Source organism: Xanthomarina sp. F1114 (assembly GCF_026410255.1).
Lineage (GTDB): Bacteria > Bacteroidota > Bacteroidia > Flavobacteriales > Flavobacteriaceae > Xanthomarina.
In genome coordinates, this window is the sequence record NZ_JAPMLL010000001.1 from 256,640 (window position 1) to 279,056 (window position 22,417).

The following is a 22,417-nucleotide window of genomic DNA, read 5'->3' on the forward strand; positions in this document are numbered from 1 at the left end:
TTTAGGTTTTAATCTTCTTTTGGTTTTTCCATTACAAAATCTTCCATAAATTTTGTGGTATAGTTTCCAGCCAAATAGTCTGGATGGTCCATTAACTGTCTGTGGAAAGGAATAGTTGTTTTAATTCCTTCTATCACGAATTCATCTAAAGCACGTTTCATTTTATTGATAGCTTCTTCACGAGTTTGAGCCGTTGTAATAAGTTTCGCAATCATAGAATCGTAATGTGGAGGAATAACATATCCAGCGTACACATGTGTATCTAAACGCACTCCATGTCCACCTGGAGCATGTAAAGTTGTAATTCTTCCTGGCGATGGACGGAAATCGTTAAAAGGATCTTCGGCATTTATTCTACATTCAATAGAATGTAAATTAGGCGTATAGTTTTTACCTGAAATTGGTACACCAGCAGCCACAAGAATTTGCTCACGAATTAAATCGAAATCGATTACTTGTTCTGTAATTGGGTGTTCTACCTGAATACGGGTATTCATTTCCATGAAGTAAAAGTTTCTGTGTTTATCTACAAGAAACTCTACGGTTCCGGCCCCTTCATATTTAATATATTCGGCAGCTTTTACTGCAGCATCTCCCATTTTTTTACGCAGAGCGTTAGTCATAAATGGCGAAGGTACTTCTTCTGTAAGTTTTTGATGTCTTCTTTGGATTGAGCAATCTCTTTCTGAAAGATGACAAGCTTTACCTTTAGAATCTCCAACAATTTGAATTTCAATATGTCTTGGTTCTTCAATAAGTTTTTCCATGTACATATCGTCGTTTCCGAAAGCTGCTTTAGACTCCTGTCTTGCAGATTCCCAAGCTTCTTTTAAGTTTTCTGGCTTCCAAACAGCTCTCATACCTTTTCCACCACCACCCGCAGTTGCTTTAAGCATGACTGGATAACCGGTTTCTTTAGCTATTTTTTCGCATTCCTCAAAACTTTCAATAATACCTTCACTTCCTGGAACACAAGGAACTCCTGCTGCTTTCATTGTAGCTTTTGCAGAAGCTTTATCTCCCATTTTATTAATCATTTCTGCTGAAGCTCCAATAAATTTAATTTTATGTTCTTCACAGATTTTAGAAAATTTAGCGTTTTCAGATAAGAAACCGTATCCTGGGTGTATTGCGTCTGCATTTGTAATTTCGGCAGCTGCAATAATATTGGACATTTTTAAATATGATAAATTACTTGGTGGAGGTCCAATGCAAACAGCTTCGTCAGCAAACTTAACGTGTAAGCTTTCAGCATCGGCAGTAGAATAAACAGCTACTGTTTTTATTCCCATTTCTTTACAGGTTCTAATAACACGTAAGGCTATTTCCCCTCTATTGGCAATTAGTATTTTTTTAAACATCATTTTTGGTTTTAAAATTTGACCCTGAGATTATTAGGAGAGATTTTAAACACCTATAAAGGGTTTTTATTCCTCCAATTTTTAAGAAACGAAAGCTTCTCAAACATTTGGGACAAAATTGTTATGATGGATCAACTAAAAATAATGGCTGATCAAACTCTACAGGTGATGCATCGTCTACAAGCACTTTTACTATTTTTCCAGAAACTTCAGATTCTATTTCGTTAAAAAGTTTCATAGCTTCAATAACACATAGAACATCTCCTTCTTTAATAGTTTGTCCTACCTCTACAAAAACTGGTTTGTCTGGAGAAGGCTTTCTGTATAAAGTTCCTATAATAGGAGATTTTATAGTAATGTATTTTGAATCTTCTGCTGCTGGTGCTGCAGTTGCTGGCGCTGCAGTTGCGGCTGCTGGTGCTTCCGGTTGAGCAGCTGGCGCTACTGGTTGTTGCACTACAGGTTGTGCCCCAACAGGAATCTGTTGTACGTAAGTTGTTGTTTCTTTATCATCACTTCCTGTTTTGATGGTAATTTTTACATCGTCTGTTTCTAGTTTAACTTCACTTGCTCCTGATTTGGCAACAAATTTAATTAAGTTTTGAATGTCCTTTAAATCCATAATTTTAGATATTAAAAATTTATTAGTAGTTAGTTAGGAGTTATAGGCCCATTTTAAATAAATGGAGCCCCAAGTAAACCCACCTCCAAAGGCAGCAAAAACTAAATTATCGCCTTTTTTGAGTTGAGATTCGTAATCATTTAATAATAAAGGAAGTGTTGCAGATGTGGTATTCCCATAATTTTGGATATTCATCATCACTTTGTCTTCCTCTAATTCTATTCTATTGGCAGTAGCATCAATAATACGCTTGTTTGCTTGATGCGCAACTAACCAAGAAACGTCTTTAACTGTTAAATTGTTTCTATCCATTATTTTAACAGCCACATCTGCCATGTTAAAAACGGCATTTTTAAAAACAGTTTTTCCATCCTGAAAAACCTGGTGTTTATGTTCTTTAATTGCTTCTGGAGTTGAAGGGTAAGACGAGCCACCGTAAGTGGCTTGCAAAAACTCTCTACCAACACCATCGCTTCTTAAGTATTCATCTTGTAAACCTAAGTTTTCTTTGTTAGGTTCAAAAAGTACAGCTCCGGCACCATCACCAAAAATAATACAAGTTGCTCTATCTTCGTAATTAATCATTGAAGAGTTTTTATCTGCTCCAATTAAGAGTACTTTTTTATATTTTCCCGACTCTATGTATCTAGCAGCTACAGACATGCCGTATAAAAAGCTAGAGCATGCAGCCTCTAAATCGAAAGAAAATGCATTTACAGCACCTATTTGCGTAGCAGTGTAGGCAGATGTTGAAGCAGCCTTCATATCTGGTGTTGCCGTAGCAACAATAACCAACTCAATTTCTTTAGGATCGATTTTAGTTTTATCAATTAGATTTTGGGCAGCTTTAATAGCTAAATACGAAGTGCCTTTTCCATCTTCCTTCAGAATTCTACGTTCTTTGATACCTGTTCGGCTGGTAATCCATTCATCATTTGTATCAACCATGTCTTCTAACATCTTATTGGTTAACACATAATCTGGAACATAACCACCTACAGCTGTAATTGCTGCTGAGATTTTACTCATAGTTTATAAAGTTAATTTGGCTCAAAATTATTACAAAATGAATCAAATTTTCGTGAAAAGTATAAAAAACTATTCATTTTGAGTTAATTTAATGCAAATTAAGTCGTTTTTGACTTCTATAAAAATTTAAAACAAAAAAAACGCCCACAAGTGAGCGTTTTATTATATGCATGCATAGTATTTATGCTAAATTTTCTTCAGCTTCAGAGTTATCTATAAGAACTTGTCCTCTATAATATAACTTACCTTCAAACCAGTGAGCTCTGTGGTACAAGTGTGCTTCTCCTGTTGTAGGACACGTAGCAATTTGAGGTGCTGTTGCTTTGTAATGTGTTCTTCTTTTATCTCTTCTTGTTTTCGAGATTTTTCTTTTAGGATGTGCCATTTTCTATATTTATTTATCCGTTAATAGTTTCTTTAATGTATTCCAACGAGGATCTATTTCCTCTTCAGTTTCTTTTTTATCTTTAAGCCCAGGGCTTAATTCTTCTAATTTTTTGAGTATTTCTGAATCTAGTGTTCCATCTTCAACGCCAGGATGAATCCTTTTGTTTGGTACAGAAAGTACTATAAACTCGTAAATATATTGTTGAATATTGATTTCATATTCACCATGAGGTAAAACTAATATATCAACTTCTTCGTCGTTATATTCGTCTCCAAATTTTACAACCACATTAAAATGATTGTTAATTTCCTGATCGAAAGCTTCATTTGTTAAATCGCAATTAATATTAACCGTTCCCGAAATCTTGAAATCTAATTCGAATAATGTTGTTTTCTTATCTAGTTCAACCTCAACATTTACTGCTGAATCGTTAAACTCCTCGTACTCAAAATGCTCAAAGAACGCTTTATTAATTTGATATTCAAAATGATGCTTTCCTAGTTTTAATCCTACAAATGGAATTGTAAACTCTTTCAATCGCTTCATTTTCACATCTAATTTGAGGGCGCAAATATAGCAAATAATTATTTACTCAAAGCAACTTATAAACATTTTTTTGTTTATATCTTTTTTTGCCTCGTTTTTAGTACGTTTTCTGTAAGCTGCTCATACTCTTTTCTATTCTTATAGATTTGAATAGCTGTAAAAACTGCCTCTTTAAATGAGCTCTCGTCGGCCTCACCTTTCCCTGCAATTTCGTAGGCTGTACCATGATCTGGAGAGGTTCTAATTTTACTTAAACCAGCCGTATAATTAACTCCCTTTCCAAAAGAAAGGGTTTTAAATGGGATTAAACCCTGATCGTGATAGGCTGCTATAATAGCATCGAAGTTTTTATAGTTTTTAGACCCAAAAAAGCTATCAGCTGCATAGGGACCAAATACCAATCGACCTTTTTTTCTTATTTCATCTAGAGTTGGTCTTAAAGTTTCGTCGTCTTCTTTTCCAATAACACCATTATCTCCTGTATGCGGATTAATACCTAAAACAGCAACCTTAGGTTTACTTATTTTAAAATCCTTTTCAAGAGATTGGTATATAATTTCTAATTTATCTTTAATTAGTTTTTTGGTAATATGTTTGGAAATATCTTTTACAGGTACATGATCTGTAAGTAAACCTACTCTTAAGTCGTTAGAAACCATAAACATTAAACTAGTCCCTTCTAACTCTTGAGCCAAATAATCTGTATGTCCTGGAAAATTAAACTCTTCAGATTGGATATTATGTTTGTTTATTGGTGCTGTAACTAAAATATTAATATCATTTTCTTTTAAAGCTTTAGTAGCGGCTTGTAAAGATTTTATAGCGTAGTTACCAATTTTAGGGTCTTCTTGACCAAATTCTATATTAATTTTATCATTCCAAACATTGTAAACATTAATTTTACCTGGAATAATTTGATCAAAATTATTAATTCCATTAAAATTTAATTTAAAATCGAAATGCTTGTTTAAAAAGCTAATCGTTTTAACCGATGCAAAAATTACTGGGGTAAAAAACTCCAACATTCTTGGGTCTTCTAAAGTTTTTAAAACAATTTCACCGCCAATTCCATTCAAGTCTCCTATAGATATACCTACAATTATATTTTCTTCGTCCTTCATTAAATAAGATAACTTTTGTTTGTAATTTTACACTTGCAAATTTAACCAAAAAAACGACAAATATGTTTACAGGTATCATTGAAAGTTTAGGAATAGTTAAAGATTTAAAAAATGAATTAAATAATCTACATATTACTGTGGCTTGCGATTTTACAGATGAATTAAAAATAGACCAAAGCGTATCTCATAATGGGGTTTGTTTAACTGTAGTAAACATTACAAACAATGAATATACGGTAACCGCAATTGAAGAAACTTTAAAGAAAACAAATTTAAGCGAGCTTAAAGTAAACGATATTATTAACTTAGAGCGTGGAATGAAGCTTGGCGACAGACTAGATGGGCATATAGTTCAAGGACATGTGGATCAAACAGCTATTTGCACAAACATTGAAAACGAAGAAGGAAGTTGGAAATTTACTTTTAAATACGATTCCAAATTAAACAATATAACAATTGAGAAGGGTTCAATTACTGTTAATGGTGTGAGTTTAACTGTAGTAGACTCTAAAAAAGATACTTTTAGTGTGGCCATTATTCCTTACACCTACGAACACACAAACTTTAAAAACTTTAAAATAGGAACTGAAGTGAATTTAGAATTTGATGTAATAGGGAAATACGTTAGCAGACTAATGAACGCTAATTAACGTTTTAATAACTTTTTTACTCCTATAATAATACCAACAAATAACCCAGCTAGAACTCCTCCATCTATTGGAAGTCCTGGCGGTGGTGGTGGCGCTGGTGGTGGTGGCACAGTTTGAGCAACACAAACAAAACTTATTAACACAAATAAGATTGAGGCAACCGTTTTTTTGTTTTGAATCTTCATTAGTCTGTAAATGTATAAAAAAAAGTGATTCATCAAAATAAAAAAGCTTACACAACTATAAAACACAATAAATATCGATAAATTGTGCTATATAAAAGGTTTTGCTGAGCTAAATTGTTAATAAATGAATGTCTTTTTTAAAATATGTTGTTTTAAATTCTATAAAAATAGAATAAAACTAAAGTTCTAAATTTCAAAGTTCGATTTAAATATAGTAGAATTTTCTGTAATTCCAACTTAATCCTATTTATAATTTATTTAAATAAACTAGTTCTTACTGCAATAAATAATTTAAACTCTCCTGTTTCTACAACTAATAATCAGTTATTTAGAACAGCTTCTATTTTTTTAGTGATAAAGTTTGGTGAAATACTTTTTGATGCTTCCTGATAGCCATTCGGGAATTTATTTCCATAAATAGAAGTGGGAATTAATGGAAATTTACTTCTATCTGATACTAAAGCAAAATCTTCTGGTTGATTAAAAGGTGCAAATCCAGCAAAAGGATGCGTTACCCCCCAGATTGTAACTACCTTTCCCCCTAACATCGCTGCCATATGTGCATTTCCCGAATCCATAGAAAGCATAATGTCTAGATTTGAAATAACATCTAATTCTTCATTTAAAGTTAGTTTTCCGGCTAGGTTAACAACATTATCATATTTATTTTGAAAACCATCTAGTATTTCAACCTCCTTTTTCCCTCCTCCAAATAGTAAGATTTTATGAGTTTCCGACAATGATTTAATTACTTCTTCCATTAAATTTAAGGGATACATTTTACTATTATGAGCAGCAAAAGGGGCAATTCCAATCCATTTTTTTGAGTCAAGTCCTAGAAGAGAAACCGTTTTTGAGTTTAGCTCGACAGGTTTTGGAAAGTTAGGGTCTGATAAATCTAGTGGAAAACCAAGTTTTCTAAAAACATCGGCATAACGTTCGTGGGTGGTTTTAAGCTGTTGGAAGTTTTTGCCTGAAACCAGTGCTTTTTTCTCTGCTCTACCCTTATCTACCTGAACAAAACGCTTTCCGAATAAAAAAACTTTTAACACTTTTGTTCTTAGCACATTATGCAGGTCGGAAACAGCATCAATATGTAATCCTTTTAATTCTTTAGATAATTTATAAAGTCCAAAAACCCCTTTATGTCTTCCCTTTAAATCGGCCGGAAATACGGTAACATTTTCTAAGTCTCTGAAAAATGGCGTAAAAAATTCTCTAGTTAAAACTGTTAGTTTTACTTTGGGATACTGTTTGGTAAATGCTTTTAAAACAGGAACCACCATTGCCACGTCTCCCATGGCTGAGAGACGAATAACTAGAATGTGTTTTGGTTTTGGCATCTCAACTACTGGATGAGATTCCTGACTATTCAGGAATTTTATTTTTGCGAACGAAGTACAGGATTCAACTCATCGTCGTTGTACATTTTCATTTGCTTATACACTTTCATATACTTATCACCATTTTCAATATCCGCCAATAATGTATCAATAGCAGTAGATAAATCTACACGTTGCTCTAATAAAACATCTAATTTCTTTTTACAGGCAGCCAAATGCGAATCTGAAGCATCTGTTCGTGTTGCTTCTTCGTTCATATGATACACCTTTAATGCTAAAATAGACAATCTATCAACTCCCCAAGCAGGACTCTCGGTATTGATAGTAGCATTAGCTTTAGGTGTTACGTTCTTATATTTTTCAAGAAAATAACTATCAATATATTCCACCATATCAGTTCTATCCTGGTTAGAAGCATCAATTTGACGCTTTAGTTTTAAAGCAGCTACAGGGTCTATTTGTGGGTCTCGAATAATATCTTCGTAATGCCACTGAACCGTATCAATCCAACTTTTTCTGTAGAGTAAATGCTCTAGTAATTCAGTTTCTTTGTTATAAGGGTTTTCAAAAGGTTGATCTACCGTATTTATAACGTGATATTTTTCAATTACATCTTGGAATATTCTATTAGCTTTGTCTGTAAACATGATATTTGTTTTTAAAACACAAACCTACATATTTTTTAGCTAAAATGATTTTAATGTATAAGGAAAGTGTAGGTTTACATTCATAATTTTTATAAAATAAAAATTACAAACGTAAATATAAGTCTAATTAATTAACTTTACCCGCTCATTAAAGAGGTTCATTATGCATATTCATAACTTTTCTAATCAACAAACTATACTAAACACGTTTATCTCAGAAATGAGAGATGTTAATATTCAAAAAGACAGCATGCGCTTTCGAAGAAACATTGAGCGAATTGGTGAAGTTTTAGGTTATGAATTAAGTAAAACCTTAAGTTATAAACCAGCAACAATTACAACTCCTTTAGGTGTTTGCCAGATTGAAAAAATAGAAAACGATGTCGTACTTTGCTCGATTTTAAGAGCAGGAGTTCCGCTACACGATGGTCTACTAAATTATTTTGATAAGGCAGAAAACGCCTTTATTTCTGCTTATCGACATCATAAAGAAAAACCAGAGAATTTTGAAATAATTGTAGAGTATTTAGCTTGTCCTGATTTAGAAAACAAGACTTTAATTCTAGCAGATCCCATGTTAGCAACAGGACAATCTATGGTTGCCACATTTGAAGCATTAAAACCTTTTGGAAAGCCTAAAAACATTCACTTAGTATGTGTTATTGCTGCTCAAGAAGGTATTGATTTTGTAGAAAATTATTTCGAAGAAGATACGCATTTATGGGTTGCAACTGTAGATGAAAAACTCAACGAAAAAGGCTATATAGTTCCTGGTTTAGGTGATGCTGGCGATTTAGCTTTTGGTGAAAAGCTGCAAAACTAAATTTATAATTGGAACAAGAATAAGCACCCAAATTAAAGCTTCTTTGAACCACTTTTCTGAAATAATTTCCAAATAATTTGCCATTATAATTGATAAAGGAGCAAATAAGAAAATAAACTCTGCCCCTGTTTTATCTGGAACAATAACAACAATTGTTATAGCAATAAATCCAGCTAAAAGCACTAATAAATAGGAAGGTTTATAACTTCTAGATTTAGTTTTTATACGATTGATATAGAAAAAAACAGCCCAAACAAAATAAGACAAAATAACGGTAGAAGATATTATGATTTGTGTTGAGTTTAACGGACTAAAATCGAAACTAATATCCGTATTTAAGTTAGAAAAATATGTTGTTAAGTCGGTATTAGTAAGTACTAAAAAACTGACTGTTAAGACGACCACAGCTAAAACCCCAACAAAGGGAATTATCCAATTTTTAACATCTGAAACAGCAAACAACAAAAGAGCAGCAAAAAGTAAAATAAAATAGAGTGAAGCCCAAAAACATAATAAAGTAGCCAAGCTAATCCAAAAGGCAGCATCAAAAACTTTTTTATTGATAAATATTTTAGACCTAATACTGATAATTCGTCTTAGAGCAAAAAGAATAAATAAATTGGCCACTAATAATTTGGAGTCTAAAAATGTCTGTGGCATGACCACCATAAACAAACTAAAAAATAATATTTTATAACTGTTATTTTTGGTTAAATCGTTCTTCCCGGATAAGAAATCGAAAACAAAAATTGAAAAAAAACAGACTCCAAAAAGAAGTATTTGCTTGACTATAAGCAGAGCACTTATAGGTTCTTTTATGGTATAAACTTTAGTTATAGTAAAAGCAACAAATAACAATAAAGTAACAACTACAAAATGTATAGGTTTTGCTTTACTAAAAAAACTAGAAATCATATATAGATTTGTTTAAAATTCCCTTCGAATATTTATAATAAAAGTAAATTACTAACTTTCTTTACTGTTTATTCAAGTTTAAATTGAAAAAATATGTAATTTTGTAGGGTAAATATATATGATAATACCCTATAAGCTCCTACCGAGCATAAAATTTATACTAAAATGACAGACTTTTTTAACGCCATTGGAGATTTATTTGTAAATGTATTACTTGTTCCATTTGACGCCTTAAAGGCTTTAGAATTAGACAGTTGGTTTGCTGCAAACTTTATGTCTTGGATATTTATTCTTATTGGTTTTGTAGCTTTTTTATATTGGATGAAACAATTAAAAGGTTATAACGATAAAAATGATGACGATAAAAGTATTACATCTCATTCTTACTTATAAATCGAATCCAATATCTTTTCGATAATTCATCTTATCAAAATGTAGTTTTTCTATATTTTGATAAGATTTTTTTATAGCCTCTTGGTAACTGTCTCCAAAAGAAGTTATTGCCATAACACGACCACCAGAGGTTACAATCTTTCCATCTTTATTAATGGCTCCTGCATGAAAAGGAATAGAACCTTCCACTTGATCTAATCCTGTTATTTCTTTACCTTTTTCGTAAGCTTGTGGATAACCACCAGAGACTAGCATAACTGTAGTAGCAGCACGTGAGTCTATTTCAATTTCTATTTTATCCAAAGTTTGATTGGCTATTGCTTGGAAGATTTCAACCAGATCAGTTTTTAATCTAGGCAAAACAACTTCGGTTTCCGGATCTCCCATTCTTACATTATACTCAATCACTTTTGGATCGTCTCCAACTTTAATCAGACCAATAAATACAAATCCTTTGTATGGTAAATTGTCTTTTTTTAAACCTTCGATAGTTGGCTTTACAATGCGCTCTTCAATTTTATTTAAAAATTCATCTGTAGCAAAGGGTACTGGGGAAACAGCTCCCATTCCACCGGTGTTTAATCCAGTATCACCTTCTCCAATACGTTTATAATCTTTAGCTGTAGGTAATATTTTATAATTTTTCCCGTCTGTCAATACAAAACAACTTAATTCTATACCATCTAAAAACTCTTCAATAACTACTTTGGTGCTAGCTTCTCCAAATTTGGCATCCACTAACATATTTTTTAGTTCGGTTTTAGCCTCGTTTAAATCGTTTAAAATAAGAACTCCTTTTCCAGCTGCTAACCCATCTGCTTTTAAAACATAGGGAGGATTTAAGGTTTCTAAAAAAGCATAACCATCTTCTACATTAGAAGCATTAAAGCTTTTATATGCTGCTGTTGGAATATTATGACGAACTAAAAATTCTTTAGCAAATTCTTTACTTCCTTCCAATTCAGCTGCTGCTTTTTGAGGTCCAATAACGGAAACATGCTTTATCTCTTCATCGTTTAAAAAGAAATCATGAACACCTTGCACCAAAGGATCTTCTGGCCCAACTACAACCATTGTTATTTGATGTTCTAATACCGCCTTTTTAATAGCTTGAAAATCGGTGACTTTAATATCTAAATTGTTTGCAATTTGAGAAGTTCCTGAGTTTCCCGGAGCAACATAAAGTGAATTACACAAAGGGCTTTGAGCTATTTTCCAAGCAAAAGTATGCTCTCTACCACCGGAGCCAAGAATTAAAATGTTCATGTTGTAAGTTGTTTGAAGCAAAAATAAAACTAATGCTTCGAATACACGAATTATTTTTGTTTACTTTACGTAAAATATATATTCCTATTTTGAATTTATTCGATATTTCTTTAAAACTAAGTGGTTTCCCCATAAAGGAAGCTCAACTCGCCTTACAAAAGATTCAAAATAAGAATGAAACGGAGTTTAAAGCTTATATTAATGAAAGGAAGCAAGCTATTGTCGATTATCATTTAAAACATACACCTTATTATAAACAGCTGGTAAACAATGTAGATCTAACAAATTGGAATTCAATTCCCATTATGACTAAAAAAGATTTACAACAGCCTTTAGGAGATCGTTTATCTAAAGACTATTCACCTAAAAATGTTTATATAAATAAAACCTCCGGCTCTTCTGGAAATCCGTTTATTTTTGCCAAAGACAAATTTTGTCATGCTCTAACTTGGGCGCTTATTAAAGATAGATTTGGTTGGTATAAATTAGATTTTAACAGCTCTAAACAGGCCCGGTTTTATGGGATTCCCTTAGATAAGAAAAGTTATTATAAAGAACGTTTTAAGGATGCTTTAAGTAAACGCTATAGGTTTTCAGTGTTCGATTTAAGCGATACTGCATTTAATGAATGTCTTGTAAAGTTTAAGGCCTCGAAATTCGATTACATAAATGGATACACGAGTTCTATTGTGCAATTTGCCAAATATCTTCAGAAAGAAAATATTCAATTAAAACAGGTTTGTCCTACATTAAAAGCCTGTATTGTAACTTCTGAAATGCTCTTTGAAGACGACAAGAAACTCATGGAACTTCAATTTGGAATCCCTGTAATTAATGAGTATGGCGCTTCAGAACTTGATATTATTGCTTTTCAAAATACCAAAAATGAATGGCAGGTTACTAGTGAAACTCTCTGGGTTGAAATTTTAGACGAAAACAATCAGATTTTACCATATGGCGAAGAAGGGCGAATTGTTATTACCTCCTTTTACAACAAAGCACATCCATTTATTAGATATGATATTGGAGATATTGGCATTCTCTCTAAAGAAAGCACTTTTAAAAAGCCTATTTTAGAAAAACTAACTGGAAGAACGAATGATATAGCAATATTGCCAAGTGGAAAAAAGGCTTCGGGTTTAACCTTTTACTACATTACAAAAAGCATTATTGAAACAGATGGAAACGTGAAAGAATTTATTATAGAACAATCTAGGAAAGAGGTCTTTAACATCAAATATGTAAGTAGCGAAGTGCTTTCTAGCGAAAAAAAGAATCAAATTTTAAAGGAAATGGAACGTTATTTAGAAGGTGGTCTTCAGGTTAATTTTGAACAATTAGATAAGCTAGAGCGTTCAAAAAGTGGTAAATTGAAACAATTTTCGTCCCTAATAAAAGAAACCAAATGAATATTTCTATGAGAGCTAAATCTAATCAGATTTATAACGTGAAAATTTTTAATAACCTACTAGAAATATATAAGTTATAGTGAAAGACATTCTAATTATAACTAGTTATTTTCCGCCAGAAATTGGGGCAGCATCTAACAGAATGTTCCATTTGGCAATGGGGTTGCAGAAACAAGATTATAAGGTTTCTGTAATAACACCTTTGCCTAATTACCCCACAGGAAAAATTTTTCCAGAATACAAAGGACAATTCAAACATAAAAGTATTGAAAATAACATTACTATTTTTAGGTTATGGCTCTATGCCAGTAACTCTAAAAACAAGTTTGCACGCTTATTTGCAATGTTTTCTTATAGCTTTAGTCTGATTTGGTTTTTTATGTGGAATAAAATTCCTGAAACCGTTATTGTTCAATCTCCTCCATTATTGGTTGCTTTTACCAATATGTTTTTCTTGCGTTCTAAAAAAAGAAAACTAATTCTAAATGTCAGCGATTTATGGCCAATTGCAGGATTAGAGCTTGGAGCGTTTAAAAAGAATTTTAGCTATAAGTTGTTAGAAAAAATAGAGCGTTTTAATTATAGAAATGCCGATGTGGTTTTGGGTCAGAGTGAAGAGATTATCACTCATATCTCAAACCTTTATCCAAATACCGTGGCTTGCTTATATAGAAACTTTCCAGATTTCGAGCCACCTCAAATGATTGATAGATCTCCAACAGAAGAAAACATAAAATTAGTTTATGCGGGTTTGCTTGGAATGGCTCAAGGTATTTATAAATTGTGCAAGAATTTGGATTACTCCAGGTTAGAATTTCATATTTATGGTGCCGGAGCAGAGCAAGATAAAATTAAAAATTATATTTTAGAAAATCCAGAGTTACCAATTACTTTTCACGGAGAGCTTACCCGAAACCAACTACATAAAGAACTTTTAAAATACGATATAACCATTATTCCATTACTTCACAGAATTTATGGATCTGTACCTTCAAAAATATTTGAATATGCTCGATTAGGCTTGCCAATGCTTTATTTTGGTGGTGGTGAAGGCGAAGAATTGGTAAAAGCGTACAATTTAGGTTGGACAGCCAAACCAGGAGATTATAAGGCCTTAAATGAAGTAATAATGACTATTGAACTTGAGGCTTTGACTTTAGAAAATAATGAACGAATTAAAAATATAGCTTTGGAGCATTTTGATTTTAAAAAACAGCTAGAACTGTTAGATGTTTTTATTTAGTAGGCTTTATCTTCACCTTTAACGGCATTTATAAAGGTTTTAAAAATTATTTTAAGATCTAATAACAAAGACCAGCTTTCTATATAGAAGATGTCGTATTTAACACGTCCAATAATATCCTTATCTGTTTCTACTTCTCCTCTATAACCGCTAATTTGAGCCAATCCTGTAATTCCTGGTTTTACAAAGTGTCTAACCATAAATTTATCTATTCTTTTTGCATACATATAAGTATGGCTAACCATATGAGGTCTTGGACCAACAACAGACATATCGCCAAAAAGCACATTAAAAAACTGTGGCAACTCGTCGATACTTGTTTTTCTAATAAACCTTCCTACTTTAGTAATTCTCTGATCTCCTCTAGTTGCCTGATATAAATGCGCATCTTTATTGGGCATCATAGAACGGAACTTATAACAATCGAATTCTTTGTAATTAAATCCGTTTCTTGATTGCTTAAAGAATACTGGACCTTTTGACTCCAATTTTATTAAAATGGCAATGATTGGTGTTAACCAAGATAAAAGGAATATAATAACTAAGGAAGAGAATAATATATCGAAAGAACGTTTTACAAACTGGTTTACAGAATCTTCGAGAGGAATGTTTCTTAAAGAGAGAATAGGTATATAATCGTAATATTCGTATTTCAGCTTTTTAGAATGTATGTCTTTATTATCTGGTAAGAATTTAAGAATTTTTAGATTATTGTCTGCAAAGTCAATAATTTTATGAATTTGCGTATTAGATAAATCTGAAATAGAGCAGTAAATTTCATCTATAGTTTCCTTAATTATAAAATCGAAACAAGCATCTATACTAAACTTTTCCTTGTCTTTAACATTAAAGGTTTTTTTATGGATATACCCATATTCGGGTTTTCCATGAAAGAAATTTTCAAGAACTGATGTCTGTTTATTTTTTCCTATAATAACCGTTTTCCTATAGTTTCCTCCAAAAATTGTTCGGTACTTTTGAAGCAGGTAATATAAAGCAAACTTAGAAAGACCTATTAAAAAAAGTGTGATGGAGGTATATTTAAAAATTGTTATTGGTCGGATATCTAATTCGTGATTAAAGCCTGAAAACGCCAACATTAATAAGGTAAATAACGCAAATTGTTTTAAAAGTAAAGCGGCAATACTTATCTCACGGGAATATCTATATACCTCATAAAATTTAGAATATATTGATAAGACAATCCATGCAGTTGAAATTAATAAAACAAATTTTATGGGATTTACCTCTTTAAAAAAATACAGCAAAGCCAGGCCATTTATAATACTTAAATCTATTAAGTATGACATGTACTTTAAATACCCTGAATATCTCCCTTGTTTAAATGTAGTCACTATTTTCTAATATGCTTCGAAAAGTCTTTATGTTCGCTTTTGTAGAGCTCTTCTTCTGTTAAATCTTTAAAATAATTAAAAGTTTTAAGCATGCCTTCTTGTCTTCCTACTTTAGGCTCCCAATTTAAGAGTTTTTTAGCCAAAGAAATATCTGGTTGTCTCTGTAAGGGATCGTCTTTAGGAAGTTCTTTATATACTAATTTCTGATTGGTTCCAGTAAGTTTAATAATTTCTTCAGCAAAATCTTTAATAGTTATTTCGTGAGGATTTCCAATATTTACAGGATTAGAATAGTCGCTAAATAATAAACTATAAATACCGTCTACCTGATCTGTTACATAGCAAAAAGATCTAGTTTGTAAACCATCTCCAAAAATGGTTAAATCTTCTCCTCTTAAAGCCTGACCCATAAAAGCTGGAATAACACGGCCATCGTTAAGTCTCATTCGTGGACCATAGGTATTAAAAATACGAACAATTCGTGTTTCTAGGCCATGAAACCTATGATAGGCCATTGTTATAGACTCCTGAAATCTTTTAGCCTCGTCATAAACTCCTCTAGGACCAATGGTATTAACATTACCATAATACTCTTCCGTTTGCGGATGTACTAATGGATCTCCATATACTTCGGAAGTAGAAGCTATTAAAATTCTGGCATTTTTTGCTTTAGCAAGACCAAGTAAATTATGAGTGCCCAGGGAACCTACTTTTAGAGTTTGGATAGGTATTTTTAAATAATCTATGGGACTAGCAGGTGATGCAAAATGAAGGATATAATCTAAGTCTTCATCAATTTTAATAAACTCTGTAACATCATGTTCAATAAATTTAAAGTTAGGGTTATCTAACAAATGACTGATGTTTTTTATATCGCCTGTAATAAAATTATCCATTCCAATAACATGGAAACCTTCATTTATAAACTTATCACATAAATGCGAGCCTAAAAAACCAGCTGCTCCTGTTATTAATACCTTTTCCATATTTTATATATTGCTTTTTTACTTAACAGCTTGTCTTCCTATTGAACTGTAATAAAACCCTTCTTCTTTAATATCTTTAACATCATATAAGTTTCTACCATCGAAAATAACTGGCTCTTTCATAAGCGATTTTAACTTACTAAAATCGGGTGTTCGAAAGATACTCCATTCCGTACAGATTATCAAAGCATCTGCATTTTCAACAGCCGTATACATATCTTTTTCAAAACTAATTTGGTCTCCAAATTTTCGCTGTACATTCTCCATAGCTTCAGGGTCGAAAGTAGTAATATTTGCACCACTTTTTAAGAGGTCTTCAATAATATATAAAGCAGGAGCTTCTCGAATATCATCGGTTTCTGGTTTAAATGCCAAGCCCCAAATAGCTATTTTTTTATCTTTTAAATCTCCTTTAAAGAAAGCATCAATCCGAGGTAAAAGTATCCGTTTTTGAAGGTCGTTAACTTTAATAACGGCATTTAAAATATCGAAATTATAATTATTGTCTTTTCCCGATTTATGCAATGCTTTTACATCTTTAGGGAAACAAGAACCTCCATAGCCAATTCCTGGAAATAAAAAGCGTTTACCAATTCTAGAATCGGTTCCCATTCCAATACGAACCATATCTACATCTGCTCCAACTTTTTCGCAGAAGTTAGCAATTTCGTTCATAAAGGTAATTTTAGTTGCTAAAAATGAATTAGCAGCATATTTGGTAAGTTCTGCCGATTTTTCGTCCATAATAATAATCGGATTTCCAGATCTAACAAAAGGTTTGTAAAGACGTTCCATTAGTTCTGTGGCCTTATCTGAACTCGAACCAATTACAATACGTTCTGGCTTTAAAAAATCTTCTACAGCAAAACCTTCACGTAAGAATTCTGGATTGGAAACCACATCAAATTCAACATTAGTTTCTTTGGCAACAGTTTCGGCAACTCGATTGGCTGTTCCAACTGGAACGGTACTTTTATCGACTATTACTTTATACTCTGTAAGTAATTTACCAATATCTGATGCTGCACCCAAAACATAGGATAGATCTGCAGAGCCGTCTTCATCTTCTGGAGTTGGAAGCGCTAAAAATATAATTTCGCCATGTTTTATCCCTTCTTCTAGCGAAGTGGAAAATTTTAAACGTCCGGCTTTAATATTTCTTTCAAAAATAACATCTAATTGTGGTTCGTAAATAGGTACCACGCCATCTTGCATTTTTTTTACTTTGTCTTTATCGATATCGATACAAAGTACTTCGTTTCCTGTTTCTGCTAAACATGTTCCGGTAACTAGGCCCACATAACCTGTTCCTATAACTGATATTTTCATTTAGTTTGATTTAATAGTTACAAAAATAGGAAATTAATGGAGTTTGGTACTGAAAATAAAATCTTAATTGACTTATGGCTAAAAATCAGTAAAATACAACAATATCAATAGCTTCTAAAAATATTAATTGCCGAGTCTTTTTATCAAAAAAAATTAAAATTATATTTAAGTTCTACTACTTAAATAGTTTTAAGTTTTCAACTGAAAATAGGATTGAGATAAATTAATATCAGCCAATACAGGTCTTAAAAAAATCTAAGTATTTTTTATTTATAAGATCCCAGTTAAAGTACTTATCTATTTGATTGTAACAGTTATCTATTTTTACAGGATATGCTTCTTTTAACAATGTTTCTATATGAGTCTTAACATCTTCTGCAGTTTTAAAATAAAAGGCATTATCTTCTAAAATTGTTCTATTAAACTCGTTATCGTTTGCAATTATTAACGCTCTAGAAGACATTGCTTCTAACAAAGATGGGTTTGTACCGCCTACCGAGTGGCCGTGAAAATAGAGATTAGAAAAGTATCTTAAATTGTTTAAATGTTCTAAATTATAAATTCCTCCAACAAATTTAATATAAGTATAGCCTTTAAACTTATTTTTTAAATATAAACCAAAGTCGTTAACATCATGTTTTCCAACTACTAAAAAAGGGGTTTTAATATTAGATAATACCACCCCATCTAAAATGGTTTCAATATTATTTTCTGGTTCTAACCTCGCTATTAGCATATTGTACTTATACGGCTCCAAATTGTATTCTAATAAAACTTCGGAATTTGGTTTATTAAACAGTTCTGCTCCATAAGCAATATATTCTGAGTCTACATGATAGGTTTCTTTTAAATAGTTTTTTATTCCTATTGAATCTGAGATTAAATAGTTACTAGATTTTACTCCAAGTTTTTCAGCATATTTAAGAAACTTCTGAACAGGTTTTGAATACTTAGAACGCTTCCATTCTAAACCATCCATATTTGTTATAATTATAGCATTTTTAGGAAAAAGCTTATACCAAATTGTACTACTTGTATAACCTAATTGTAAAATGATGTCAAAGTTTCTATTTCTTGAATCTAGAATACAATTAAAATCGTAAATAAACTGTCCAAGTGTGCCAATAGTATCTTCTGGATCCTTGCAATGAATTATATTAACTCCATTAAAAGTTTTTTCTTTATATGGATGATTATTGGAATTATAGACATATACATCATGTCCATTTTCATTAAGGTATACTGAAAAATATTCTGCAAACTGTTCAAACCCCCCATGATAATTAGGAATTCCTCTGGTGCCTAAGATTGCTATTTTCAATATAAATACTTTTAATTAAAAAGAGTGTGTTAAAAAAGTAGAAAAGAATAATACCCTTATTCCTTACTAGAATTACTTCAAAGATAAAAACAAAAGCTAATAATGCTAAAAAAAAGATATGCAATACATCTCTATGTCTAATAGCAATGTAAAAACTATAAATTAAATAACAAATAAACAATAAAAGTGTTAATATTCCATAGGTTATAAGAATATGCAAATATTGATTATGAATGTTTCTTCCTTCATTCCAATTTGGTGCCAAATTATACGAATAATAATAGTAATCTAGATAGTCTTGTACGTCTCCTTCTCCATAACCTGTTAAAACCTTACCATCTTCAATTAAATGATAAACTCCCATTTTTGCCATGATATAACGAAGTTCTAAATCGCTAATGGCATCTTTTTCTTCGTAATTAAATAGTTTTTTATCTGGAAAGGAGTTGGTAGGTTTAAACTCAAGTATGTTTTCATGAAATCTTAATCCATCCACAAAACGATGATTAATAAACGGAATATTATAAACCATTCCTACCGTAAACACTAAAACTAGAAGTAAAGTGAGTTTTGTCTTTAAGCTTTTAAATTTAAATAGAAAAAATAAAACATAGGCTACTGCATTTACAAAAAGTACAGCCTTAGATGCGCAAAAAACAATTCCAATAATTAATATTATAATCCCAATATTTTTAATTTTACTAGGAATAATTTTTCCATATAAAAACGCAAAAAACAGAGCTAGAGATAATATTATTGCATAATAAACAGGGTGCTGATCATATATTTCCGTAAATCCATGAAAAACAATATCGTGAACTCCTTGACCTTTAAAAAACTTTATTGCAGCATTTACTATAAGAATAGTAACACTAAGTAATGAGGAGTAGAATAAACTTAAAAAAACTTTTTCTATGGTTCTTTTGTTAACATTCGAATTAACAACAATAAGTGCTATAAGAACAAGAAGTAAATGCAAGTCTATAGATTTGACACCTTCACTAATATTTTTACTTGAGAGCCCACTTAAAATCGTTATTAAGAAAAACAAAACTGGAAATATAACAGCAAAGGACTTAAGTTTGAATAGGTTTTCCTTTTTAAAAAAAATAACATTATAAACTACAGCTAAAATAACAGATAGGTTGCCTATATTTAGTTTATATAACATTGTAGCCGCAATAGTACAAAGAAGGATGTCTTGAACTTGTTGCGAGTTATGAGATTTAATCTTTTCGAGCACCTTTAATAAGCTTTAATAATTCTTTAATTTTCGATTCCCAAGAATGCTCTTGTAATACAATTTTTTTCTTGTTGTTCTCTTTGTTTTTTATTTCCTCTGCAAACTCGTCTGCTGTATTAGTAATATATAAATAGTCTGACAAGTCTTCTAAGCCATTGGAGTTTGTTCCAATAACTTTTTTATTTGTAGCCAAATACTCATAAACCTTTATTGAGTTTGCTCCAGATTTCTTTTTGTCTTCCACAACATATGGAACGGTACAAATATCAAAGTTTTTAACGTAATCCGGGTATTCGTCATAATGTTTATCTCCAAGGTAGTAGAAATTATCTTGTTTTACAATACGCTTATAGACCTCCTTGTCTAAGATTTGTCCAACAAAAACAAATGATATTTCTGGAGACATTTTAACAACATTATTTATAAGGTCTACATCTAAAAGCTGGCTAATCTTACCTCCAAAACCTACTATTGGATGAGGTATTGATTTCATATCTTCTGGTTGTTTTATAGTCCTATCGTTAACAAAACGATTAACATCTACCCCGTTTTTTATTAAAAACATGTTTTTAGGTTGATAGGCATTCTCAAAGTCAACTATATTGTCGTTTGAATTAGTAATCCAAAAATCTGTTGTATTTGCATAGGTTTTGTAGCCTAGCTCTATGTCGTCTAGTAAATGTTTATAGACATTAAATTTTAAAAAGTTATCCCAAGCATCAAAGATGGATACCTTTGGTTTTAATTGCTCTGTAAGCTTGTAAGCAAATATATTTTGATTGAGAAGACAATAATCTTTCTCAATGTTTAAAAAAGCTAAACATTTACTTATAAAGCTAATATACTTAGTACTTCCATATTGGTTTATAAACCACTTGTATCCATTTAAGGCTTGAGCTATAAAATTTTTGGAAACATAATCTATAAGGTATAAATTTTCTTCAAGCTTGTATAGCTTAAATCCAGACTGAGACAAAATTACTTGACCACGTATTAAATTTGGCTTTCTTTTTAAGAAGATTTCAAGAAATGTTGTTGGTCTATTTATAATAACCTTTTTAATTTCTTGGTGCTTCTTGAGCTCTTCTATAAAGTGAGCGTCTCGAGTTCTAAAACCTTCAAGAATTATTTTTCTCCAATCGTGAAAGGGAGTTATTAATATATTCATGTGTATGTTTCTCTTTTTTGTAATAAACTAATTAATGTTATCATTATAGCTAAATCAGAAAAAATTGTAGTCATTAAAGAATAGACAATAACTATAGCAAAAATAAATATACTAATATAACCACTCAATTCAAGACTTGTAACTATGGCATATAAAAGGAAGATAAAAATAAAAATACCTATAATACCTAGGTCTGCATAAACCCATATAATCTGCGAGAAATGTTCTGTTTTTGTAAACCTCCCTGTTAATATATTAAAATAGGAATAAGGTCCATCTCCAATAATTTTTAATGGAATTTTTGAAGCATAGGTAATTAGAACTTGTGGCCTTTTGGCAATACCTCTTTCATAATTCTGATATGATTTTTTTACGTTATATTCTGCTTCAATAAAATGAATTTCATCTTTAACCGCGGGAATCTTTGTTATTTGGGAAAATACTATTGGTGTAACAATTAGTACGGAAATCACTCCAATAACTTTAATTTTTCGAGGAAAAGCTCTATAAATCATATAGAGAATAAATATTACTAAAACCAGCTTTGAAATATTGGATTCAGATATAAAAATGGTTAGTCCTAAATATATATATATTGCAATAGGAAAACGGGTGATTTCGTTTTTAGAATTATTTTCAATAAGATTAAAAATATTAAACAGTAAGAAAAAACCTAAAGCATGGTCAGCTTTTAGAAAGAAAGTTCCAAACATAAAATCAAAGTCAGCCACCAATTGACTACTTCTATTAAATTGGATTAAAATATCATATCCAAAATATTGCGATAACATTACAGGTAACTGTATGCAGGCTATTCCTAAGTATATTTTGCTTATTGTAATACGAGAAATATAATTCTCCTTTTTATTAACCTTAAAAAATAAATAACAGCCAAGTGGTAAAAGAATAAATATTAAATAGATTAAGGTTTTAATTATCCCAGATTTGTTTGCAATACCACTTATAATTATTAACAAAAAGAATAAAAGATGTAATAAAACCACCTTATCAAAAAAAACTTTCTGTTTTACTACAACATAAAGCGAATAAAAGCTCAAAAATAAAGCTGTTATT

23 protein-coding genes are annotated in these 22,417 nt (G+C 31.2%); 5 read left to right on the top strand and 18 right to left on the bottom strand.

The genetic code is table 11. The features are described from left to right. Positions 1-8: 8 nt before the first annotated feature. The 6 genes from accC to pdxA all read right to left on the bottom strand — a co-directional run bounded on the left by accC (position 9) and on the right by pdxA (position 5,067). Positions 9-1,361 (bottom strand): acetyl-CoA carboxylase biotin carboxylase subunit, encoded by a 1,353-nt coding sequence (accC, locus tag OS188_RS01070; protein WP_267147017.1) that lies wholly within the window; start codon positions 1,359-1,361, stop codon positions 9-11. Between the two features lie 121 nt (positions 1,362-1,482). After that, on the bottom strand, positions 1,483-1,983 hold the full coding sequence (gene accB, locus OS188_RS01075) for an acetyl-CoA carboxylase biotin carboxyl carrier protein (protein WP_267146955.1): 501 nt from the start codon (positions 1,981-1,983) through the stop codon (positions 1,483-1,485). 33 nt (positions 1,984-2,016) lie between these two features. Beyond that, positions 2,017-3,012, bottom strand: coding sequence for a beta-ketoacyl-ACP synthase III (locus tag OS188_RS01080; RefSeq protein ID WP_267146956.1), 996 nt, complete (start codon positions 3,010-3,012; stop codon positions 2,017-2,019). 181 nt (positions 3,013-3,193) lie between these two features. Beyond that, positions 3,194-3,397 carry a 50S ribosomal protein L32 gene (rpmF, locus tag OS188_RS01085; RefSeq protein ID WP_267146957.1) on the bottom strand — a complete coding sequence of 68 codons (204 nt, stop codon included), beginning with the start codon at positions 3,395-3,397 and terminating at the stop codon, positions 3,194-3,196. A gap of 9 nt (positions 3,398-3,406) precedes the next feature. Further along, positions 3,407-3,946, bottom strand: a complete 540-nt coding sequence (locus OS188_RS01090; protein ID WP_267146958.1) for a YceD family protein — start codon at positions 3,944-3,946, stop codon at positions 3,407-3,409. Between the two features lie 74 nt (positions 3,947-4,020). Next, a complete protein-coding gene (gene pdxA, locus OS188_RS01095; RefSeq protein WP_267146959.1) occupies positions 4,021-5,067 on the bottom strand; it encodes a 4-hydroxythreonine-4-phosphate dehydrogenase PdxA in 1,047 nt (348 codons plus the stop codon). Between the two features lie 62 nt (positions 5,068-5,129). On the opposite strand from pdxA, the gene OS188_RS01100 reads away from it, so the two are divergent. After that, positions 5,130-5,717: a riboflavin synthase gene (locus tag OS188_RS01100; protein WP_267146960.1), complete on the top strand. Its 588-nt coding sequence runs from the start codon at positions 5,130-5,132 to the stop codon at positions 5,715-5,717. On the opposite strand, the gene OS188_RS01105 is transcribed toward OS188_RS01100, so the two are convergent. From OS188_RS01105 to OS188_RS01115, 3 genes are all read right to left on the bottom strand, one after another. Continuing rightward, a complete protein-coding gene (locus OS188_RS01105; RefSeq protein ID WP_267146961.1) occupies positions 5,714-5,902 on the bottom strand; it encodes an Fjoh_0651 family PID-CTERM protein in 189 nt (62 codons plus the stop codon). The two genes, OS188_RS01100 and OS188_RS01105, sit on opposite strands and share 4 nt — an antisense overlap. Positions 5,903-6,222: 320 nt before the next feature. Continuing rightward, positions 6,223-7,245 carry a glycosyltransferase family 9 protein gene (locus OS188_RS01110; protein WP_267146962.1) on the bottom strand — a complete coding sequence of 341 codons (1,023 nt, stop codon included), beginning with the start codon at positions 7,243-7,245 and terminating at the stop codon, positions 6,223-6,225. 38 nt (positions 7,246-7,283) lie between these two features. Next, complete coding sequence (locus OS188_RS01115) at positions 7,284-7,892, bottom strand: DUF4254 domain-containing protein (RefSeq protein WP_267146963.1); 609 nt, start codon at positions 7,890-7,892, stop codon at positions 7,284-7,286. A gap of 163 nt (positions 7,893-8,055) precedes the next feature. Here OS188_RS01115 and upp point away from each other — a divergent pair, with 163 nt between their 5' ends. After that, positions 8,056-8,715: a uracil phosphoribosyltransferase gene (upp, locus tag OS188_RS01120; protein WP_267146964.1), complete on the top strand. Its 660-nt coding sequence runs from the start codon at positions 8,056-8,058 to the stop codon at positions 8,713-8,715. Here upp and OS188_RS01125 read toward each other — a convergent pair. Beyond that, positions 8,686-9,630, bottom strand: coding sequence for a DUF6427 family protein (locus OS188_RS01125; RefSeq protein WP_267146965.1), 945 nt, complete (start codon positions 9,628-9,630; stop codon positions 8,686-8,688). The genes upp and OS188_RS01125 overlap by 30 nt on opposite strands. Positions 9,631-9,795: 165 nt before the next feature. Here OS188_RS01125 and OS188_RS01130 point away from each other — a divergent pair, with 165 nt between their 5' ends. Beyond that, the gene (locus OS188_RS01130) at positions 9,796-10,023 is read left to right on the top strand and encodes a DUF6341 family protein (protein WP_267146966.1); all 228 of its coding nucleotides are present in this window, start codon (positions 9,796-9,798) and stop codon (positions 10,021-10,023) included. On the opposite strand, the gene purD is transcribed toward OS188_RS01130, so the two are convergent. Further along, positions 10,018-11,289: a phosphoribosylamine--glycine ligase gene (gene purD, locus OS188_RS01135; RefSeq protein WP_267146967.1), complete on the bottom strand. Its 1,272-nt coding sequence runs from the start codon at positions 11,287-11,289 to the stop codon at positions 10,018-10,020. The genes OS188_RS01130 and purD overlap by 6 nt on opposite strands. Before the next feature lie 32 nt (positions 11,290-11,321). Here purD and OS188_RS01140 point away from each other — a divergent pair, with 32 nt between their 5' ends. Continuing rightward, positions 11,322-12,698 carry a phenylacetate--CoA ligase family protein gene (locus OS188_RS01140; RefSeq protein ID WP_267146968.1) on the top strand — a complete coding sequence of 459 codons (1,377 nt, stop codon included), beginning with the start codon at positions 11,322-11,324 and terminating at the stop codon, positions 12,696-12,698. Between the two features lie 79 nt (positions 12,699-12,777). Continuing rightward, positions 12,778-13,941, top strand: coding sequence for a glycosyltransferase family 4 protein (locus tag OS188_RS01145; RefSeq protein WP_267146969.1), 1,164 nt, complete (start codon positions 12,778-12,780; stop codon positions 13,939-13,941). On the opposite strand, the gene OS188_RS01150 is transcribed toward OS188_RS01145, so the two are convergent. The 7 genes from OS188_RS01150 to OS188_RS01180 form a co-directional block, all read right to left on the bottom strand. Then, positions 13,938-15,251 (bottom strand): undecaprenyl-phosphate glucose phosphotransferase, encoded by a 1,314-nt coding sequence (locus OS188_RS01150; RefSeq protein WP_267146970.1) that lies wholly within the window; start codon positions 15,249-15,251, stop codon positions 13,938-13,940. The genes OS188_RS01145 and OS188_RS01150 overlap by 4 nt on opposite strands. Positions 15,252-15,295: 44 nt before the next feature. Continuing rightward, positions 15,296-16,282, bottom strand: coding sequence for a UDP-glucuronic acid decarboxylase family protein (locus tag OS188_RS01155; RefSeq protein ID WP_267146971.1), 987 nt, complete (start codon positions 16,280-16,282; stop codon positions 15,296-15,298). 18 nt (positions 16,283-16,300) lie between these two features. Then, positions 16,301-17,611 (bottom strand): UDP-glucose dehydrogenase family protein, encoded by a 1,311-nt coding sequence (locus OS188_RS01160; protein WP_267146972.1) that lies wholly within the window; start codon positions 17,609-17,611, stop codon positions 16,301-16,303. 229 nt (positions 17,612-17,840) lie between these two features. Further along, entirely contained in the window at positions 17,841-18,932 is a 1,092-nt protein-coding gene (locus OS188_RS01165) for a DUF1972 domain-containing protein (RefSeq protein WP_267146973.1), read from the bottom strand. Beyond that, on the bottom strand, positions 18,895-20,175 hold the full coding sequence (locus tag OS188_RS01170) for an O-antigen ligase family protein (RefSeq protein WP_267146974.1): 1,281 nt from the start codon (positions 20,173-20,175) through the stop codon (positions 18,895-18,897). Before OS188_RS01170 ends, OS188_RS01165 begins: the two co-directional genes overlap by 38 nt. Continuing rightward, the gene (locus OS188_RS01175; RefSeq protein ID WP_267146975.1) at positions 20,159-21,343 is read right to left on the bottom strand and encodes a glycosyltransferase; all 1,185 of its coding nucleotides are present in this window, start codon (positions 21,341-21,343) and stop codon (positions 20,159-20,161) included. The genes OS188_RS01170 and OS188_RS01175 overlap by 17 nt, the downstream gene beginning before the upstream one ends. Then, positions 21,340-22,134 (bottom strand): hypothetical protein, encoded by a 795-nt coding sequence (locus OS188_RS01180; RefSeq protein ID WP_267146976.1) that lies wholly within the window; start codon positions 22,132-22,134, stop codon positions 21,340-21,342. Before OS188_RS01180 ends, OS188_RS01175 begins: the two co-directional genes overlap by 4 nt. Between the last annotated feature and the right edge of the window lie 283 nt (positions 22,135-22,417).

Excerpts from the sequence above, each read along its gene's own strand:
- OS188_RS01105 (WP_267146961.1), bottom strand. The coding sequence starts at position 5,902 with ATGAAGATTCAAAACAAAAAAACGGTTGCCTCAATCTTATTTGTGTTA.
- pdxA (WP_267146959.1), bottom strand. The coding sequence starts at position 5,067 with ATGAAGGACGAAGAAAATATAATTGTAGGTATATCTATAGGAGACTTG.
- accB (WP_267146955.1), bottom strand. The coding sequence starts at position 1,983 with ATGGATTTAAAGGACATTCAAAACTTAATTAAATTTGTTGCCAAATCA.
- OS188_RS01155 (WP_267146971.1), bottom strand. The coding sequence starts at position 16,282 with ATGGAAAAGGTATTAATAACAGGAGCAGCTGGTTTTTTAGGCTCGCAT.
- OS188_RS01180 (WP_267146976.1), bottom strand. The coding sequence starts at position 22,134 with ATGTTATCGCAATATTTTGGATATGATATTTTAATCCAATTTAATAGA.
- OS188_RS01115 (WP_267146963.1), bottom strand. The coding sequence starts at position 7,892 with ATGTTTACAGACAAAGCTAATAGAATATTCCAAGATGTAATTGAAAAA.
- OS188_RS01130 (WP_267146966.1), top strand. The coding sequence starts at position 9,796 with ATGACAGACTTTTTTAACGCCATTGGAGATTTATTTGTAAATGTATTA.
- OS188_RS01160 (WP_267146972.1), bottom strand. The coding sequence starts at position 17,611 with ATGAAAATATCAGTTATAGGAACAGGTTATGTGGGCCTAGTTACCGGA.
- OS188_RS01125 (WP_267146965.1), bottom strand. The coding sequence starts at position 9,630 with ATGATTTCTAGTTTTTTTAGTAAAGCAAAACCTATACATTTTGTAGTT.
- purD (WP_267146967.1), bottom strand. The coding sequence starts at position 11,289 with ATGAACATTTTAATTCTTGGCTCCGGTGGTAGAGAGCATACTTTTGCT.
- rpmF (WP_267146957.1), bottom strand. The coding sequence starts at position 3,397 with ATGGCACATCCTAAAAGAAAAATCTCGAAAACAAGAAGAGATAAAAGA.
- OS188_RS01100 (WP_267146960.1), top strand. The coding sequence starts at position 5,130 with ATGTTTACAGGTATCATTGAAAGTTTAGGAATAGTTAAAGATTTAAAA.
- OS188_RS01080 (WP_267146956.1), bottom strand. The coding sequence starts at position 3,012 with ATGAGTAAAATCTCAGCAGCAATTACAGCTGTAGGTGGTTATGTTCCA.
- OS188_RS01110 (WP_267146962.1), bottom strand. The coding sequence starts at position 7,245 with ATGCCAAAACCAAAACACATTCTAGTTATTCGTCTCTCAGCCATGGGA.
- OS188_RS01090 (WP_267146958.1), bottom strand. The coding sequence starts at position 3,946 with ATGAAGCGATTGAAAGAGTTTACAATTCCATTTGTAGGATTAAAACTA.
- OS188_RS01140 (WP_267146968.1), top strand. The coding sequence starts at position 11,322 with ATGCTTCGAATACACGAATTATTTTTGTTTACTTTACGTAAAATATAT.
- OS188_RS01150 (WP_267146970.1), bottom strand. The coding sequence starts at position 15,251 with ATGTCATACTTAATAGATTTAAGTATTATAAATGGCCTGGCTTTGCTG.
- accC (WP_267147017.1), bottom strand. The coding sequence starts at position 1,361 with ATGTTTAAAAAAATACTAATTGCCAATAGAGGGGAAATAGCCTTACGT.
- OS188_RS01175 (WP_267146975.1), bottom strand. The coding sequence starts at position 21,343 with ATGAATATATTAATAACTCCCTTTCACGATTGGAGAAAAATAATTCTT.
- upp (WP_267146964.1), top strand. The coding sequence starts at position 8,056 with ATGCATATTCATAACTTTTCTAATCAACAAACTATACTAAACACGTTT.